This is a genomic window from Leeuwenhoekiella sp. A16, from assembly GCF_047946675.1.
Classification (GTDB): domain Bacteria; phylum Bacteroidota; class Bacteroidia; order Flavobacteriales; family Flavobacteriaceae; genus Leeuwenhoekiella.
On record NZ_CP172313.1, the window covers coordinates 507,645 to 524,575 of the forward strand.

Genomic DNA, 16,931 nt, shown 5'->3' on the forward strand with positions numbered 1-16,931 from the left:
AAAATATTAGCTGTTTTTACCCGATTTTTACGGCTTTAAGCCCGATTATTTATAATCTGATGGAAACTTGCGCTTGTGCGAAATTGACTCATACGCATACGCCAGTTCTAATAACTTTTTTTCCGAAAGTGTTGGCGCCATAAAAGTAAGCCCCATAGGTCTGTTATCCTCCTGATAACCCATAGAAACGGTAATGGCGGGATATTTAGCAACAGCAGCATAACCAGCCATGTAATTATTTATAGATAAAACCGCATCAAGGTCATTTTCTTTTAACGGAATATCAAAAAAGGCACGCCCGTTAGTCTGCAACGTATCTTTTATCGCAGCAAATTCTTTAGCCGAAGCGCTGTCTGCAAGTATGCCGTAAAATAATTTTTGACCGTATGGCATTCTAACAATAGAATCTTCTTTATTAAATGTGGTAATACTTTTCACATCTCTTTGCGATAGACTTTTATCACCATATTTCTCAACATAATCTGGCAAGTCCTTTTGCATATCGAGATTGAGCACACGACCAAATTGTGGTAGTTTAATGTCCTGGCGCTCCAGCTCAATCATTGTTGCTCCGGCAGACTTTAGATCATTTACCGCCTGAGCGTAAAGTGTATCTTCCATAGAACCTTTAAAATAACCCAGGCGCTTTTCACTTAAAAACTGTTTAACGTCATTGATCTCTTTTATCCCCGCAACATAATCTTCTTCTGGTGCGTTCAATTTCTTAGAAGCAGGATCTGCATTGTCTTTACCGGTTAGCGCATTAAGCAAGATCGCATTGTCTATTACAAACTTGGTCATGGGGCCGGGCGTATCGAGCGTGCTCGAAATAGGGACAATTCCTCCTCTGCTTAACAAACCTATTGTAGGCTTAAGCCCAACAACAGAATTTGAACTCGATGGTGATAAAATTGATCCTGAAGTTTCTGTGCCTATTGCAGCGACTGCAAAATTTGCAGCTGTTGCCACACCACTTCCTGAACTTGAACCTCCTGTATCGTGTATTTTTCTACCATAAGGGTTCAACGTTTGACCACCTACCGCAGAATACCCACTGGGGCAGTCACCACAGAAGAAATATGCCCATTCACTAAGATTTGCTTTACCCAGAATAAGCGCTCCACTTTCTTTCAATCGCTCGACAATAAAAGAATCATCAGCATTATTATTTTCAAATGCTACTGCACCAGCCGTTGTAGGCATTCCCGCTGTATCAATATTATCTTTTAAAAGAATGGGCATCCCTTTTATTGAATAGATATCTATTTCTTCGGTCGATTCATCAAGAGCTTTAGCCTGCTCAAGTACATCTGGATTTATGGCAATGACAGAATTTAATGAAAGATCATTCTCACGGTCAAATTTCTTAATTCGGCTTAAGTAAAAAAGCACCAGGTCTTCATAAGTAAGATCTCCATCTGCTATTGATTGTTTAATTTCGGGAATAGTTTTCTCAATAACTAAAGCACTTATGCGGTTATAATCACTGTGTAAAAAATCGCCTAAATCAGTATCAAAATCGCCCCAAAAAGCCTCATTATTGATCACTTTTGAATCAAGAACAGCGTATTCTCTCTCTTTTACCGCAGTAGTGTCTGCGGGAGATTGGGTTACCTCCTCAGAAGGAGTTTCTTTATTTTGTTTACACGAAAAAAGCGCTATACAGGCTAAAAAAAGTACAATTTGTTTCATATAAAATATCGTTTACTCGCTTAAAGCTCCATTTGATGCAATTAATAAGTTTTGAAGTAGACTTTCTGATTCTTTACAGAAATGCGTATTTAAAAATACAAAAAGGTGCTACACGTGAGTGAGCACCTTTTACATTAGATTTATTTTTATGGATTACTTAAAAAAAGAGTCCACAAATTCGAATTTATTAAAAACCTGAAGATCTTCTATACCTTCCCCTACGCCTATGTACTTTACAGGTATTTGAAACTGATCACTAATACCAATTACAACCCCGCCTTTTGCGGTTCCGTCAAGCTTAGTAACAGCAAGCGAAGTAACTTCTGTAGCCGCCGTAAATTGCTTAGCCTGCTCAAAAGCGTTTTGCCCTGTAGAACCATCTAGAACTAAAAGAACTTCGTCTGGAGCATCTGCAACAACCTTCTGCATAACGCGCTTAATTTTTGTCAACTCATTCATAAGATTGACTTTATTGTGCAATCTGCCCGCAGTATCTATGATCACCACATCGGCATCGTTTTTAACAGCACTCTGCAAGGTATCAAAAGTAACCGAAGCAGGATCACTTCCCATTTGTTGTCTTACAATTGGCACATCTACACGATCTGCCCAAATTTGTAGTTGGTCTATTGCTGCCGCTCTAAAAGTATCTGCAGCACCCAGCACAACTTTTTTGCCCTGCTTTTTAAATTGATAAGCAAGTTTACCTATGGTAGTCGTTTTACCTACACCATTTACACCTACCACCATGATCACATAAGGTTTCTTTGCAGGAACTGTAAATTCTGTGGCATCACCACTATTAGTCTCACTCATAAGACCCGCGATCTCTTCACGCAAAATCTTATTAAGCTCGTCTGTACCTAAGTATTTATCGCGAGAGACGCGTTCTTCAATACGTTGAATGATCTTTATTGTAGTATTGACACCTACATCACTGCTCACAAGTACTTCTTCCAGATCATCTAAAACCTCATCATCAACTTTAGATTTTCCGGCAACAGCCTTGCTTAGTTTTGAAAGGAAATTAGCACTTGACTTTTCAAGCCCTTTATCAAGGGTCTCCTTTTTATCTTTTGAAAATATCTTTTTTAAAAAACTCATGTATTGGTGATGAACAGTTAATTAGCTTTAACAAAAGTATTGCCTTTTAACGCTATTCTGAAATATTGTCATCTAAAAATAAAAAAAGCCGTTGCGCAACACGCAACGGCTTATACTTTATATAAGTAATGACTATTTCTTGTTTAAGAAGTCATTTACCATTTCTGGAGCCATAACAGCTTCTACAAATGTATAAGCACCTGTTTTAGGTGATCTTACCATTTTAATGGCTTTGGTCAAACGCTTAGAGCCTGTCTGTAATGTTGCTACTGATTTCTTTGCCATGTCTTCTTATTTTATTTCTTTATGAACAGTCATCTTGTTCAAGATAGGATTGAATTTTTTAATTTCCATCCTGTCTGGAGTGTTCTTTTTATTTTTGGTAGTGATATATCTTGAAGTTCCTGGTTTACCAGAAGCTTTGTGCTCTGTGCACTCAAGTATTACCTGAACCCTGTTGCCTTTCTTTGCCATAATGCTATACTTTTATGCCGTTATTATTTAGTAAGGAAACCTTTTTCACGTGCTTCTTTAAGAACAGCAGAGATTCCCTTTTTGTTTATTGTCTTAAGAGCGGCTGTAGACACCTTAAGCGTTACCCACTTATCTTCTTCAGGAATATAAAAACGTTTCTTTAGCAAATTAGCGTTAAATTTACGCTTAGTCTTATTCATTGCATGCGATACGTTGTTTCCAACCATCGCTTTTTTGCCGGTAAGCTCACAAACTCTTGACATGATTCTACTCTTTTGTATTGTGTTATCTAAAAACAGGGTGCAAATTTACACAACTTTAATAAGTTGAGCAATATAATTGCCTAGTTTTTTAAAATTTCTTTTTGTAATAATTCTAAAGCCTTATTCACGCTCTTTGTAAGAACACGTTCTCTGTGATTACCCATATGAAATTCATGGGTAAAAATCTCATGCGGAGTGCCTATACTTATAAAAACAGTTCCTATTGCGGCATCACTGTCTCCCTTTGTGGGCCCGGCATTCCCGGTTGTGGAAATAGTATAATCTGCACTGAATAATTTCTGGGCTCCTAAAGCCATTGCCTCTGCTACCGGAGCGCTTACCACAGAATATTTATCTACTAACGCCTTATCAACATTTAGAACATCAATTTTTGAAGCAGTAGCGTAAGAGACAATTCCCCCTTTAAAGAATTTTGATGCGCCAGGTGCTGCTGTAAAGGCGATAGCAATTTGACCACCAGTAAAACTTTCGGCCACAGCCAGTGTTTCCCCTTTTCTTTTAAGCAATTCTGCCACTACATGTTCTAAGGGCTGGTCATCTTCATACCCATAAATAATATCGCCTATTAGCTCTTTTAGCTTAATTACCTCACTATCAATAGCCGCTTCTAAATTTTTAAGATCATTACCCTTTGTAGATAAACGCAAGCGCACTTTGCCCAGCGATGGCAGATACGCCAGCTTAATGGTTTTAGGCAAATTGTTTTCCCATTCTTCTATTGTTGCAGCTATCTCGCTTTCACCTTTGCCGTAAGTATGCAGGGTCCTATGCAAAATAAAGGGCCTGTTAAACTCTTTTTGCAATCTGGGAATGACCTCATCTGTCATCAAAGCTTTCATCTCAAAAGGCACCCCGGGCATAGAAATAAAAACAGTCTCATCGTACTTTAACCACATTCCCGGAGCTGTGCCATACTTATTCATTAACACAGTTGCTTTAGTAGGAACTAAAGCCTGCGCTTTATTAGCTGGCAACATGGGCTTCTTGACATGATGCTTAAAAAGATCTTCAATATTCTTTAGGACATCTTTATTTTCAACAAGGGCGTCATTAAAAAATTCACAAAAGGTATGCTTTGTAACATCATCTTTAGTAGGACCTAAACCTCCCGTTACAAGCACAATATCGGCATTTTTTGAGGCAAAATCGAGCGCCTCTAATATCTCCTCTTTTTCATCAGGAATAGAAGTAGTCTTTTTAACTTCAACACCTATTTTATCAAGTTCTTTAGCGATGAACGAGGTGTTAGTATCTATTATTTGCCCGATGAGTATTTCATCGCCTATAGTAATAATATGTGCTCGCATTACATCTTCCAGTCTTTCTTCATCTCTGCAATCGCATTGTTTATTGAAGTGACTATAACCTCTAACTGAGGTCTAATAAATGATGTAGGCTTATTAGTATCTGACCATCTCTCCATAGCAGAAATCTCACGTATAAGGTCAATACCAAACATCTCAAGATTAGGCTTCATCTTATGTGCAAACTGGTATGCCATGCGATGGTTATCATTATCTATTGCGGTTTGCATGCTTTGTAAATCTGGTGGGATCTCAGTTAAAAAAGTTTCTACCACCGTGGTCATAAATTCTTTGTCACCGCCGGCCATATCTTCCAGCTGGTATAAATCGTAGTGTTTGGGCATCCTATTTTATATTAATAGCAAACATCTGTCTGCCTGATAAATATCCTGTTAATTTGTCATCAATTGCTACAGGCCCTACTCCTTCTGGAGTGCCTGTAAAAATTACATCTCCTATTTTTAACGTCATAAATTGAGAGACATACGCTATAAGCTCATCAATTTTAAAAAGCATATTATTTGTATTACCTTTCTGTACCTGCTCATCATTTTTCTCTAAAGAAAAATTTAGATCATTGATATCACCTAATTCTTCTTTAGAGACCCAATCTCCTATTACCGCTGCCCCATCAAATGCTTTAGCCATTTCCCATGGCAAACCTGCTTCTTTACATTTACGTTGTAGGTCACGCGCGGTAAAATCGATCCCCAGACCTATTTTATCGTAATATTTATGAGCAAATTTAGGCTGAATATATTTGCCCAATTTATTGATTTTTACCAAAACCTCAACCTCATAATGCACTTCCTTACTAAATTCTGGAATCACAAAAGGATGCTGACTTAACAAAACTGCGGAGTCGGGCTTTAAGAAAAAAACCGGCTCTTCCGGAGTTTTACTCTCCAGTTCTTTGATATGCGCTGAATAATTGCGCCCTATGCAAATTATCTTCATAAATTAATTACTCTGTTAGCGTTACTATAAATGCTGGAGAAGGGATTTTGTTATTCAAAGCTTTATTTGAAATATCTAAATTCCCCATTTGCTTCCACCCTTTAATAGATTTATAATAACAGTCTTCTGCACCTTCTCTGTCTTCCAGAACACCTTTAAAAATTGGCGCGTACCTGGTCAACGTTACATTGTCATAAATCAACGTATCGTTGATCCTGTAATTTGTTGTCTCCTGGTACTCATTCTCTTCTATAAAAAGATGTTCTGCAGCTATATAAAAACCGTCGTTAGGAACATTTATTTTGTACGGTAAAAGATCCAGAATTTCCCTAAAATCACTTTCTGATTTTTGAACAATAAGATCAGTATTCAGAAGATCTTCACCAGGCATTCCATCCTCATTCACTCCCAGAATCCTAATTCTAAATTTTGCAGGTTTGTAAATCTGCTCAACTGTAGCAAAAAAGGAGATCTCTACCTTTTTAATAAAGCATCCCTTTTTAAATTCATCAGGCTTTTTATAATATCTTGCTACAGTTGATGGGTAGCTGCCACCACTAAAATTACCTATACCTATAATTTCCTTCCGTCTAAAAGGATTTAAACGTACCCGATGCTTATTTTGAAGTGCATAAAGTTGAACCGAATTTAATTCTTCTGTTTTGGGCTGAAGTTTTAATTCTGCATCTACTAACTCTCTTACCTTTACTATAACTTTATTATATCCCACATAACTTATGGCAATTTTTTCATCAAGTAAACCCTCGTCTATCGCAAACTTATAATTGCCCAATTCATCTGTAGAAGATCCCATTTTTTTATCAACCAGAATGAGATTTACAAATGATAATGGCTCATGAGTATTCTTATCAAAAATCTGCCCTGTCACGTCTACATTCTGCCCTGCAACCGTATTACATAAAAAAAATAGAATAATTATCAGGCCAGATAAACGCATTTTTTAGGATAGTTTATTATTCAGCTTACGCAGTTTTATTGCTGTAAGCACCTTTTTTGTATAAAGCGGAAAATCTGCATTCTGAATCCAGCCATAATACCCTGGTTCTTTATCAAGAACTTCATCTACCAGTTTACCTTTATGTTTGCCAAAAGAGAAAATCTCTTCACCTTGTTTATTAAAAGCTATAAAGCCGGCAAAATCAGCACATTTTTTACGCGCACTAAATTCAGCAAGACTTTTCATATTATTTTCTAAATCCTCATACCTATCAAGTTGCGCCTTTAAAACCTCATAAGTTGCTATAGTATCAGCTTCGGCGCTATGAGCATCTTCTAAAATACTGTCACAATAAAACTTAAAAGCTGCGGCTAAAGTGCGTTGTTCCATTTTATGGAAAATTGTCTGCACATCAACAGCGTGTCTGTTGCCCATATCAAAATCTACCTCTGCGCGTAACATTTCTTCAGCCAATAAAGGAATATCAAATCTATTTGAATTATAACCTGCCAGATCTGAATCTTTTATAAGATTATAAATTTCTGAAGATAATTCTTTAAACGTTGGTTTATCTGCCACATCAGCATCACTTATGCCGTGAACCGCGGTTGTTTCTGCTGGAATAGGAATTGTAGGATTTACAAGCCAGGTATGTTTTTCTTCCTTACCGTTAGGATGTACTTTTAATACTGAAATTTCAACTATGCGGTCTCTTGCCACATCTATACCCGTTGTTTCAAGATCAAAAAAACAAATGGGGCGCGTAAGATTTAAATTCATGTCTGCTGTTTAATTCCGCAAAAATAGTACTTACTTCAATGAAATCAGGTTTTCATCTATTTTTTTACCGTCGCAAATATCTGCCTAATTATTTAAAATAATACATATTGTTTTAGATATAATTAAGATGTATATTTGAATTTAATTATTTCATTTTCAGAATTATGCATAAATACATAGCTTACCTTAGTAAACAGAGCTTCCATATGACTGACGATGAACTAACTAATCTTCTTAAGTCTTCACGAAAGTATAATGATCAAAATGAGATAACCGGCCTATTGGTTCATATAGCCGGCAATTTTGTGCAATATATGGAGGGTCCTGTAGAGCATGTTGACAGGGTTTACAGCAAAATACAGAAGGATCCCAGACATACAGATATTCTTCTTATATCAGAAGGAGTATACCTAAAACGTTTTTTTCATTCTTGGGGAATGGCCTTTAAAAAAATGAATGATGATTACTGCAATACCCTAAGCGGGTACTGGCCTTTTGACATCAATTTACTTTTTAACTACCAACTTAATGAAGATACTGAAGCATTTCCTGTATTAGGCTTGCTTCAGAATTTTGTGAGAGAAATACAGGATTAAACTTCTCTGTTCACGTCCCACGCCTCAAGATACTGCGCAACGCGCTGAACAAATTGGCCGCCCAATGCCCCATTTACCACACGGTGATCGTACGAGTGTGATAAAAACATTTTATGACGTATACCTATAAAATCACCCTCTGGAGTTTCTATAACAGCAGGAACTTTTCTTATCGCTCCTAAAGCTAAGATACCCACCTGTGGCTGATTAATGATGGGAGTTCCCATAACACTACCAAAGGTTCCTACATTAGTCACAGTATAAGTACCATCCTGTGTTTCATCTGGCTTAAGTTTACCTGTACGCGCGCGAGTTGCAAGATCGTTTACAGCTTTAGTCATACCTACTAAATTTAAAAGATCTGCATTTTTAATTACCGGAACAATTAGGTTACCATCTGGTAAAGCAGCAGCCATACCTAAGTTTATATTCTTACGTTTTATAACCTTGTCGCCTTCTACGGCAATATTTATCATTGGGAATTCGCGTATAGTTTTCGCGACAGCTTCCATGAAAATGGGAGTAAAAGTTATTTTTTCACCTTCCCTTTTCTGAAATTCATTCTTAACTCTATTACGCCAGTTCCAGATATTAGTAACATCTACTTCTATAAATGACTGTACGTGAACAGAAGTCTGCATAGAATTTACCATATGCTTAGAAATGAGTTTCCCCATACGGGTCATTTCTATAATCTCATCTCCGCCATTTACGCTAATGGGAGTTGCAGAGACAACAGGCTTCTGTGCTGTATTACTAGCTGAGGACTTAGTTGGGGTACTTACTTTTTCCTGCCCGTTTGATCTCTTAGCAACGTAGGCAAGAATGTCATCTTTTGTAACGCGCCCCTCTAAACCAGAGCCGGTTATATGATCTAGTTCTTCCTGAGAGATATTTTCTTTTTGTGCTATATTTTTAACCAGTGGTGAATAAAATCTGTCACCATCATTTGTGATAGGCTCATTAGCTACAGAAGATTTTGCGTTTGAAATAGTTTCTTCTACTGCAATTACAGCCTCCTCTTCTTGTTCAGATGAATGCATGACTTCTTCATTTTCTGCATTATCTTCATCAGAATCGTCTCCATCCATATCAATAATGGCAATGGTCTGCCCCACTTTTACAACGTCGTCTACGTCAAAAAACTTTTCAATTAAAATACCTTCTACCTCACTTGGCACTTCACTGTCTACCTTATCTGTCGCGATCTCTACCACCGGCTCATCTGCCTCAATAGTATCACCAACTTCTTTAAGCCAGCTAGTTAAGGTTGCTTCTGCAACGCTCTCTCCCATTTTTGGTAATTTTAATTCAAATTTTGCCATATTCTTAAGTAAAATGGTTTTCTGGTTTATATTTTGCGAAATTAATGAATATTAAGCTAATTGACTTCTGATTTTCTCTCTTAATACGAAATCACTTCACCCTGACGGTCTTTACTATCGCTGCCCACAATAAATTTACAACCCGATGGGCGAAATCTATAACTGTTTTGTCTGTTTTTTAACTTTTGTAGTATGTCAATTATTTCTATAAAACTTAAATTATCACAATCAAAAATCAGCTGTTTTTTAGTAAAAACCTGCTCAAAACAGTCAATTATCGGTCTTGTTTCCAGATTTAAACTCATTTTTTGCTGAAGTTCTTTTTCTAAACATTCATTTTCAGTAAAAAGTATAGCACTTTCTGGAGATTCTGTCTTATTGTTAGCAACCGTCCTTCCTTTTAAAGTGGCTAATTTGATAATATTCTCTACCACAGTTTCACTTATACGGTTTTTGCCAAAGTGCTTTTTATAAAAAATAAGCATTGCCCCATAAAATTGACGTGCGTATTCTTTATTTCGCCTTGTGCTTTCTCCTTTAAAATGAATTGCTGTGACATTACCCAAATAATAATTTACATAACCCGCCTTTTGCAAACGGTATGAAAGATCAATATCCTCACCATACATAAAGTAATCCTCATCAAAACCTTTTAATTTATCAAAAACACTTTTTTGCATGACCATAAAAGCGCCTACTAAAACAGGCACTTCCCCGGTCTCATTCTGGCCTAGGGCGTTGACATAATAATTCTCTTTTTTGCCGATGATTTTATCAAGAGCAACACGCGGCACCGGTAAATTACGTTTGCTTTCTGGCAGAAAATTACCGCTGCCATCTATTAATTTTATGCCTACCGCACCGGGATTTTTATGCTCTTCTATAAAAGCCAGCACTTTTTTAAAGCAGTCTTCAGGTAAAACGGTATCGGGATTTAAAATGCAGATATAATCACCGCTTGCATGTTTTACCCCCAGATTATTACCTTTTGAAAATCCAATGTTTTTTGCGTTCTGAATAAATTTTACCTGCGGAAATCGTTCTTTTATCATTGCCGAACTCGCATCTGAAGATGCATTGTCTACAACTATTATTTCTGCATCGATATCGTTAACAGCTTTAAAAACAGATTGCAAACAAAGTTCAAGATAATATCGAACGTTATAGTTAAGAATGATTATAGAAAGACGCACGCTAGTTTTTTAGTGAATTCTCAAAAGGAATACGGTTAAGTATGCTTCTTCCCAAGGTTACTTCATCTGCGTATTCCAGCTCATCACCTACTGCTATACCACGAGCAATTGTAGACATTTTAACCGATAGTGGTTCAAGTTGTCTAAAAATATAAAAGTTGGTCGTATCACCCTCCATCGTAGAGCTGAGGGCAAAAATCACTTCTTCTATTTCTCCTTTTTTAGCTTTCTCTACTAAAGAGTGAATGGTTAGGTCATTGGGGCCAATACCGTCCATAGGGGAAATTTTCCCTCCTAAAACATGATAATGCCCTCGATACTGGCTGGTATTTTCTATAGCCATAACGTCTCTTACATCTTCTACAACACAAACCAAACTAGAGTCCCTATTTGGGTTTGCACATATTTCACACAATTCTACATCTGAAATATTATGACAGTTTTTACAAAACTTAATCTCTGTACGCAAATTGACCAGCGCCTGAGCAAGATGAGTGGTTTGCGATTCTGATTGTCTTAATAAATGCAACACCAGTCGCAAAGCTGTGCGCTTACCAATACCCGGTAATTGCGACATTTCATAAACGGCGCTTTCAAGAAGTTTTGAAGAAAATTCCATGATTCAAAAATACAAAATTACCTTGTAGAAAGATTTTATTGAAACAGCCGTATAATCAGTTATTTACACGTGTATGCTTTTCGCGAAAGCTAAAAATGGGCCGTAAAACCCAAAAACCAGGTAGATTTACTTAAAAACCTCCTGGTTAATGAATTATAAATTATGTGGTTTTTATTTTAATGTTGCATCTAGAGTGATCTCTGTATCAAGCAACTTAGAGATAGGGCAGATTTCTTTAGATTTAGTTGCAATCTCGATAAACTTCTCTTTATCTATACCTTCTACTTCGCCGGTTAGTGTAAGTTCTACTTTAGTAATACTGCCGTCTTCAAAAGTAACTTTTGCTTCTGTATCCAGATTTGTAGGAGTAAAACCCTCTTCTGTAAGCAAAAAGCTAAGTTGCATAGTAAAACATCCCGCATGTGCAGCACCTATGAGTTCTTCAGGATTTGTGCCCACACCTTCTTCAAATCGTGTTTTGAAAGAATATTGTGTTGTATCTAGTGCTTTACTCTCTGTAGTGATAGAACCTTTTCCTTCTTTACCTGTTCCTTTCCAGTTAGCTGATGCTTTTCTATTAAATTTCATGGTTTTGCGTTTATTACTTAAATGGTAATAAAGCTATTTATTACAACGCAGGTGAGCAACTATTTATGTTTTATTTACAATAAGATAAACTATTAGAAGAGCTGAAAATAGAAAAGCACAAATAAGAGGATGTAAGAAGATTTTAAACAAAAAAAATACCTCAAAATTTAATTTGAGGTATTCTTGAACAATTATAAGATTCCCCCTCAAAAACCTATAATTACTGTAAATATAGAATTAACCTTTCTATGGTTTTAGCTGATTTAGTTACCGTATGACTTTAGCATTTTACCGTTCTAATGAAAACGTTATAGTAACTGCTGTTCCCTTCTTATTAGACGTGATAGAAAGCGCTTTTCCCACATCATAATCTAATAATTTTAATCGTTCTTTTACCAGTTTAATCCCTTTAGACTTATGTAAACTGCCATTTGTGTTTGTAGATATTCCTACACCATTATCTGCTATGGTGCACTGCAGCTTACATGCTTCTGCCATTGAAAAAGTGATCGTCAATTGTGGCTGCGCTACACAAGGTGGAAATGCGTGAACAAAAACATTTTCTACAAATGGTTGTATGATCATAGACGGGATCTCTACATCATAAATATCAATTGTAGGATCAATTCTAAAATCTATGTTTACCTTCTCATTAAACCTGGTATTCTCAACACGTACAAACGCTTTTAAATATTCTATCTCTTCAATAAGAAGAATATGAGCGCGTGTACAATGATCAAGATTTATACGTATCAATTTTGAAAAGTCACTTAAGAAAATAGACGCATTATCTATATCACTATCTATGATATAATTTTGAATAGAATTCATCGCATTAAATATAAAATGCGGATTCATTTGTGCCAAAAGCGCCTCCATCTTAGTCTCTTCTACCCGCTTTAAAATCGTACGTTTTTCGGCCTCAAACTCCCGATTTTTATGCAATTCACGCCGATAAATAAGATATATTATAGAAGCAATTAAGAGTATAGCCGGTATAATGAACCACCATCGCTTCCAGAACGGTGGGTTAATTTGAATACTAATTAGCTTATCCTGAAAATATATACCAGTACTTTGATCAAGTATTTTTACCTCTAATTCATAATTGGCGGGCGGTAAGTAAGCCAGATAGATTTCTGGTTGTGAAGAAACCGTGCTCCAGTCCCGCTGCGGATTGATTCTATACTGATAAAGCATCTTATTAGGATACCTGTGTTGGTTAGTATTGTATTTGATCAACAACGTATTATCATCATGATCTAGAATCGCCTTCCCATTTTTAAATATATCTTCTGGCGCTATTTCTTCGCCATTAATAGATATAGAAGTGAGATTAATGCTTTGAAGCCTGTCTTTGCAGTTAATTAGAAAATCAAGATTTATGTCGTAACGCCCTCCTTCACTACCTACATAAAGATTTTTACCATCAACTACTGCCGCTTTTAAGGGTGTCTTTAGACCGTGCTCCTTGTCTGTTATTATGTATTTACCGTCTTTATAAAGGGTAAGACCTTTATCTGTGCCTATGATTAGATAACCCCGGTACTGATTGAGAAAATTGATCGTATTCCCATTAATATGGGAACGCGAAATTTTATTGATTACCTTAAAATCAGCAGAATCATCAACAATAAAAATATCGCCAAATTCATTAGAGATCGCAAGATGAGACCCCAAAGGAGTGATGTGTCTCAGTTTCTCCTCATCCCAAATGCTATCTTTTAAATATGATTTAAAACCATCTTCTTCCCATGTATATAATCCTGAAAAAACGGACAAAAAGTATGTTTTTTCGCCTTTTTTAAGGCTATTAACGACCATTGTAGGTGTCGTGGCTAAGGTATCAGCATAGTATTTGTACTTAAAAGAAGCTATATCATCAAAAATTCTGACTCCGCCATAAGGATTTGTTTCTATGAGATTCCCGGTTGATGTAAAATTTATCTCTTCAGAATGTATGGGTAAATATTGTTTCAATTTCCCTATGGTGTCTAAAACATATAAACCCACATTGCTGTTAATCCAGAATGAAGATCCATCAGTTTTAATATCGTAGAACTTGATATCCTCAGCCGGCGTTTTATAATCTAATTCATAAAAATTATCGCCCTTTTTGGGTAAAGGCAGGTGTTTTTTATGCAGGTATTTTTCTTCCCAATTCTTAAACTGAGAGGTACTCACTTCAATCTGTTGATGTTTGCTTTTCAGCGAAAGCGAAGCATTGTATAGCGTTGCATCTATATCGTTAAGTTGAGCAAAATCGATAATCGTTTTACCGCTTACAGGTGTAAAAAGTATATTTCCCGTCACATCTACTTCATACAAACCGCTATCTCTTGTACCCACATACAGGCGTTGCAACTCGTCATTGTATGCCAGACTGATCACTTCTCTGCTGGGGATATCAAATTCAGACTTCATGCAGGAGAGCTCATTGTTCACAATCTCGTATACTCCGCCATCATTAGAATAGATTCCCCATGCAGCAGCAAAAATTCTATCATCCCCTGTTTTTACATAATCCCAGATCATAGATGCTCCCAGACCATGCTGTAGCGTTGAATCTTTTAAATATTTAGTTAGTGGTGTTTTTGTAAAATATTCTTTCCGGCTATTGTAAATTGTATCCCCGTCTATAAAAGAAAAGTAGTTTATGCTTTTATCTGCCAGCGGAACTAATTGCAGGCTATCACCTTTTACAACCACCTGATGCGCACCAGTATTATAACTTGTGCAATACACTTCTCCTTTATATTCAAAAAAAGAAGTCACCCGGTATGGCTGCTTGATATTTGGCTTTGCCGAAATAATTTTTAGATTATCTACATCAATAACAGAAACACCGTCACTGCTGCCTACATACATCAAGTTATTATGCTGATGCAGCTTGGTGATCTCATTATTTATGAGCCCGTCATCCTTATTTAAATTCCAAAAGTTTGTACCATCATATATACTCAGGCCGGCACCGTAACTCCCTGCCCATATATTATTATTAATATCTTCTGCAATCGCCCATGTATTGTTCATGGCGAGCCCGTTTTCTTCAAAAAAGGAAGTAAAAACGTTATTCTCTTTCTTTACCAGACCATTATCTGTACCAATCCATAAAAAGCCACTGCTATCTACAAGAAGGGCTCGTATGGTGTTGTTAGGTAATTTGTCTAGGGTAGAAAAGTGAGTACTCGGGTATTTTTGCGACCACAGTATATGGCTACATAAAATAAGAAGTATTAAAAATCTAGTTATGTTGAATGATCGCATTTAAAAATTCTTCTTCCTTTCTAAATGAGACAGGTAATTTTTCACCGTTTGTAAGTTCAACTTCTTTATCAGATTTGTAGTAGCGCACAATGTAATTGAGATTTATCACATAAGACTTATGTATGCGCTTAAATAATTTTTCAGGCAATAGTTCTTCTACGCTTTTAAGAGTTTTAGATATGGTTTTGTTACTCTCGTCAATACTTTTAATCAGGCAGTAATTACTATCTGCTTTGCAGTATAAGATCTGGTTAGTATGAATTAATTCAAAACCTTCTGATGTAGGGAAAGCTATCTTATGACCATTTACATTATCTACGTTTATATTTTCGAGCAGAAGCATCAATTTTTTCTGAACGTAATTATTGTTGCTTCGTTTTTCAAACTTGTTTAAAGCCGAACTTAAATCAAGGTAATTAATTGGTTTAAGCAAATAATCAAGAGCACTGCATTTTATCGCTTTTATTGCAAAGTGATTGTAAGCTGTGGTAAAAACGACCTCAAAAGTTACATTTTGAATATGTTTAAATAACTCAAAACCATTTTCTTCGGGCATTTGTATGTCAAGAAAGACCAGTTCTGGCTCAAACTCTCGTATTGCAGTAACACCGGTTTTTACAGAATCACATTTGGCAACCACATAAAATTTATTTTTAAAATATTTATCTATCGTTTTTTGTAGTAAATCTCTTGCGTTAGATTCATCATCAATGATTATAACTTTTATCATTTACAAGGTATCAGATAAGCAATAATATTGCTTTTATTTGTACTAAACATAACTAATATTATTTAACCAAATAATTAGGACATCCAAAACATCTTGAGTCCATATTGAATTGGTAAGTCAATGAAAGTTCATAAATCCCTCCCGTTCTTCCTATTTGCGTTGTATTTAAATCATAAGACAATCCCAACCTAAAACTATCTAACTGCAATCCTGTAAATAAATTTACAGAGGTTAGTAACTGGCTACTTTGATCATTTTTAGAAGGATTAGTAACAGCTGTTGCTCCAAGAAATATTTTCTGAAACAATAGAGATGCGCCAATATCTAATCTATTATATGCTCCTTGTTGCATGTAATTTGAAGTGATTAACATCTTAGTCTTAAAAGGAAACGTTCTTATATCTATATAATCAGCAATTAAGAATTCATATCCTGCGCTTAAGGACAAAAACATATTTAAAGGAACATTTCCTTCTTCTGTAAAAGATATGTCGGGTCTGTTAAGATGCTTAAGTGATAAGCCAACCCATGCCTCATCATTCTGCAATACCATCCCTGCCGTAAAATCAAAATAATTCACTTTATCTTTAAGAATTGCTGTATCTAGTGAATTGGGATTAATAGTTCCTGAAAAAACATTGATCTGATCTTGTAAAAGCAAGTTTTGAAAACCAAAGCTCTTTTGCCCAAACCCTATTTCGATTGCTGGTCTAAAATACCAGTTATCACTTATTTGAACACGATAGGCATAATTTGCCATTACTTCAGAAAGGCTATAGCCTGACCCATTCTCTCGGTGATTAAGCACACTCACTCCTACCCCGCTATGCACAGTGGGTAACCAAGTATTCACAAAACCATATTCTGTATCAACTCTAAGATCTAGCGCTGGCCACTGGGTTCTATGAATGACGCCCACATAAGTAGTTTCTAAAAATCCACTGAAGCCGGGATTTAAAGATTCAGGAATGAGGAAGTATTGTGTGAATACAGGGTCCTGAGCACTCATTTTTGAAAAACTGCACCCCAGAAGAAAAAGTAAGATATATTTATAGTTCAT

18 protein-coding genes are annotated in these 16,931 nt (G+C 36.2%); 1 reads left to right on the forward strand and 17 read right to left on the reverse strand.

The window, feature by feature from the left end; translation table 11 throughout:
* Window positions 1-45 precede the first annotated feature (45 nt).
* The 10 genes from ACH3O9_RS02115 to ACH3O9_RS02160 all read right to left on the reverse strand — a co-directional run bounded on the left by ACH3O9_RS02115 (window position 46) and on the right by ACH3O9_RS02160 (window position 7,553).
* Window positions 46-1,692 carry an amidase family protein gene (locus ACH3O9_RS02115; RefSeq protein WP_416443902.1) on the reverse strand — a complete coding sequence of 549 codons (1,647 nt, stop codon included), beginning with the start codon at window positions 1,690-1,692 and terminating at the stop codon, window positions 46-48.
* Between the two features lie 153 nt (window positions 1,693-1,845).
* Complete coding sequence (gene ftsY, locus ACH3O9_RS02120; RefSeq protein WP_416443904.1) at window positions 1,846-2,796, reverse strand: signal recognition particle-docking protein FtsY; 951 nt, start codon at window positions 2,794-2,796, stop codon at window positions 1,846-1,848.
* A 132-nt stretch (window positions 2,797-2,928) separates the two neighbouring features.
* Complete coding sequence (locus ACH3O9_RS02125; protein WP_416443906.1) at window positions 2,929-3,081, reverse strand: DUF4295 domain-containing protein; 153 nt, start codon at window positions 3,079-3,081, stop codon at window positions 2,929-2,931.
* 6 nt (window positions 3,082-3,087) lie between these two features.
* Window positions 3,088-3,270 (reverse strand): 50S ribosomal protein L33, encoded by a 183-nt coding sequence (rpmG, locus tag ACH3O9_RS02130; protein ID WP_416443908.1) that lies wholly within the window; start codon window positions 3,268-3,270, stop codon window positions 3,088-3,090.
* A 23-nt stretch (window positions 3,271-3,293) separates the two neighbouring features.
* The gene (gene rpmB, locus ACH3O9_RS02135) at window positions 3,294-3,533 is read right to left on the reverse strand and encodes a 50S ribosomal protein L28 (protein ID WP_416443910.1); all 240 of its coding nucleotides are present in this window, start codon (window positions 3,531-3,533) and stop codon (window positions 3,294-3,296) included.
* A gap of 80 nt (window positions 3,534-3,613) precedes the next feature.
* Entirely contained in the window at window positions 3,614-4,861 is a 1,248-nt protein-coding gene (locus tag ACH3O9_RS02140) for a competence/damage-inducible protein A (protein ID WP_416443912.1), read from the reverse strand.
* Window positions 4,861-5,202 (reverse strand): Hpt domain-containing protein, encoded by a 342-nt coding sequence (locus ACH3O9_RS02145; protein WP_416443913.1) that lies wholly within the window; start codon window positions 5,200-5,202, stop codon window positions 4,861-4,863. The genes ACH3O9_RS02140 and ACH3O9_RS02145 overlap by 1 nt, the downstream gene beginning before the upstream one ends.
* Before the next feature lies 1 nt (window position 5,203).
* The gene (locus tag ACH3O9_RS02150) at window positions 5,204-5,815 is read right to left on the reverse strand and encodes a fumarylacetoacetate hydrolase family protein (RefSeq protein WP_416443914.1); all 612 of its coding nucleotides are present in this window, start codon (window positions 5,813-5,815) and stop codon (window positions 5,204-5,206) included.
* A gap of 7 nt (window positions 5,816-5,822) precedes the next feature.
* A complete protein-coding gene (locus ACH3O9_RS02155) occupies window positions 5,823-6,773 on the reverse strand; it encodes a carboxypeptidase-like regulatory domain-containing protein (RefSeq protein ID WP_416443916.1) in 951 nt (316 codons plus the stop codon).
* Between the two features lie 3 nt (window positions 6,774-6,776).
* Window positions 6,777-7,553, reverse strand: coding sequence for an exonuclease domain-containing protein (locus ACH3O9_RS02160; protein ID WP_416443918.1), 777 nt, complete (start codon window positions 7,551-7,553; stop codon window positions 6,777-6,779).
* A gap of 164 nt (window positions 7,554-7,717) precedes the next feature.
* Here ACH3O9_RS02160 and ACH3O9_RS02165 point away from each other — a divergent pair, with 164 nt between their 5' ends.
* Window positions 7,718-8,149: a BLUF domain-containing protein gene (locus tag ACH3O9_RS02165; protein WP_416443920.1), complete on the forward strand. Its 432-nt coding sequence runs from the start codon at window positions 7,718-7,720 to the stop codon at window positions 8,147-8,149.
* Here ACH3O9_RS02165 and ACH3O9_RS02170 read toward each other — a convergent pair.
* The 7 genes from ACH3O9_RS02170 to ACH3O9_RS02200 form a co-directional block, all read right to left on the reverse strand.
* Entirely contained in the window at window positions 8,146-9,474 is a 1,329-nt protein-coding gene (locus tag ACH3O9_RS02170) for a dihydrolipoamide acetyltransferase family protein (protein WP_416443922.1), read from the reverse strand. The genes ACH3O9_RS02165 and ACH3O9_RS02170 overlap by 4 nt on opposite strands.
* Window positions 9,475-9,554: 80 nt before the next feature.
* On the reverse strand, window positions 9,555-10,667 hold the full coding sequence (locus tag ACH3O9_RS02175; RefSeq protein WP_416443924.1) for a glycosyltransferase family 2 protein: 1,113 nt from the start codon (window positions 10,665-10,667) through the stop codon (window positions 9,555-9,557).
* A 1-nt stretch (window position 10,668) separates the two neighbouring features.
* A complete protein-coding gene (gene recR / locus ACH3O9_RS02180; RefSeq protein WP_416443929.1) occupies window positions 10,669-11,286 on the reverse strand; it encodes a recombination mediator RecR in 618 nt (205 codons plus the stop codon).
* Between the two features lie 171 nt (window positions 11,287-11,457).
* Window positions 11,458-11,874, reverse strand: a complete 417-nt coding sequence (locus ACH3O9_RS02185; RefSeq protein WP_416443931.1) for an OsmC family protein — start codon at window positions 11,872-11,874, stop codon at window positions 11,458-11,460.
* 288 nt (window positions 11,875-12,162) lie between these two features.
* On the reverse strand, window positions 12,163-15,141 hold the full coding sequence (locus ACH3O9_RS02190; RefSeq protein WP_416443933.1) for a histidine kinase: 2,979 nt from the start codon (window positions 15,139-15,141) through the stop codon (window positions 12,163-12,165).
* Window positions 15,119-15,871 carry a LytR/AlgR family response regulator transcription factor gene (locus tag ACH3O9_RS02195; RefSeq protein WP_416443935.1) on the reverse strand — a complete coding sequence of 251 codons (753 nt, stop codon included), beginning with the start codon at window positions 15,869-15,871 and terminating at the stop codon, window positions 15,119-15,121. Before ACH3O9_RS02195 ends, ACH3O9_RS02190 begins: the two co-directional genes overlap by 23 nt.
* A gap of 58 nt (window positions 15,872-15,929) precedes the next feature.
* Entirely contained in the window at window positions 15,930-16,931 is a 1,002-nt protein-coding gene (locus ACH3O9_RS02200) for a PorP/SprF family type IX secretion system membrane protein (protein WP_416443937.1), read from the reverse strand.

Coding starts and splice junctions, on each gene's coding strand:
- ACH3O9_RS02115 (WP_416443902.1), bottom strand. CDS start 1,692: ATGAAACAAATTGTACTTTTTTTAGCCTGTATAGCGCTTTTTTCGTGT.
- ftsY (WP_416443904.1), bottom strand. CDS start 2,796: ATGAGTTTTTTAAAAAAGATATTTTCAAAAGATAAAAAGGAGACCCTT.
- ACH3O9_RS02125 (WP_416443906.1), bottom strand. CDS start 3,081: ATGGCAAAGAAATCAGTAGCAACATTACAGACAGGCTCTAAGCGTTTG.
- rpmG (WP_416443908.1), bottom strand. CDS start 3,270: ATGGCAAAGAAAGGCAACAGGGTTCAGGTAATACTTGAGTGCACAGAG.
- rpmB (WP_416443910.1), bottom strand. CDS start 3,533: ATGTCAAGAGTTTGTGAGCTTACCGGCAAAAAAGCGATGGTTGGAAAC.
- ACH3O9_RS02140 (WP_416443912.1), bottom strand. CDS start 4,861: ATGCGAGCACATATTATTACTATAGGCGATGAAATACTCATCGGGCAA.
- ACH3O9_RS02145 (WP_416443913.1), bottom strand. CDS start 5,202: ATGCCCAAACACTACGATTTATACCAGCTGGAAGATATGGCCGGCGGT.
- ACH3O9_RS02150 (WP_416443914.1), bottom strand. CDS start 5,815: ATGAAGATAATTTGCATAGGGCGCAATTATTCAGCGCATATCAAAGAA.
- ACH3O9_RS02155 (WP_416443916.1), bottom strand. CDS start 6,773: ATGCGTTTATCTGGCCTGATAATTATTCTATTTTTTTTATGTAATACG.
- ACH3O9_RS02160 (WP_416443918.1), bottom strand. CDS start 7,553: ATGAATTTAAATCTTACGCGCCCCATTTGTTTTTTTGATCTTGAAACA.
- ACH3O9_RS02165 (WP_416443920.1), top strand. CDS start 7,718: ATGCATAAATACATAGCTTACCTTAGTAAACAGAGCTTCCATATGACT.
- ACH3O9_RS02170 (WP_416443922.1), bottom strand. CDS start 9,474: ATGGCAAAATTTGAATTAAAATTACCAAAAATGGGAGAGAGCGTTGCA.
- recR (WP_416443929.1), bottom strand. CDS start 11,286: ATGGAATTTTCTTCAAAACTTCTTGAAAGCGCCGTTTATGAAATGTCG.
- ACH3O9_RS02185 (WP_416443931.1), bottom strand. CDS start 11,874: ATGAAATTTAATAGAAAAGCATCAGCTAACTGGAAAGGAACAGGTAAA.
- ACH3O9_RS02190 (WP_416443933.1), bottom strand. CDS start 15,141: ATGCGATCATTCAACATAACTAGATTTTTAATACTTCTTATTTTATGT.
- ACH3O9_RS02195 (WP_416443935.1), bottom strand. CDS start 15,871: ATGATAAAAGTTATAATCATTGATGATGAATCTAACGCAAGAGATTTA.
- ACH3O9_RS02200 (WP_416443937.1), bottom strand. CDS start 16,931: ATGAACTATAAATATATCTTACTTTTTCTTCTGGGGTGCAGTTTTTCA.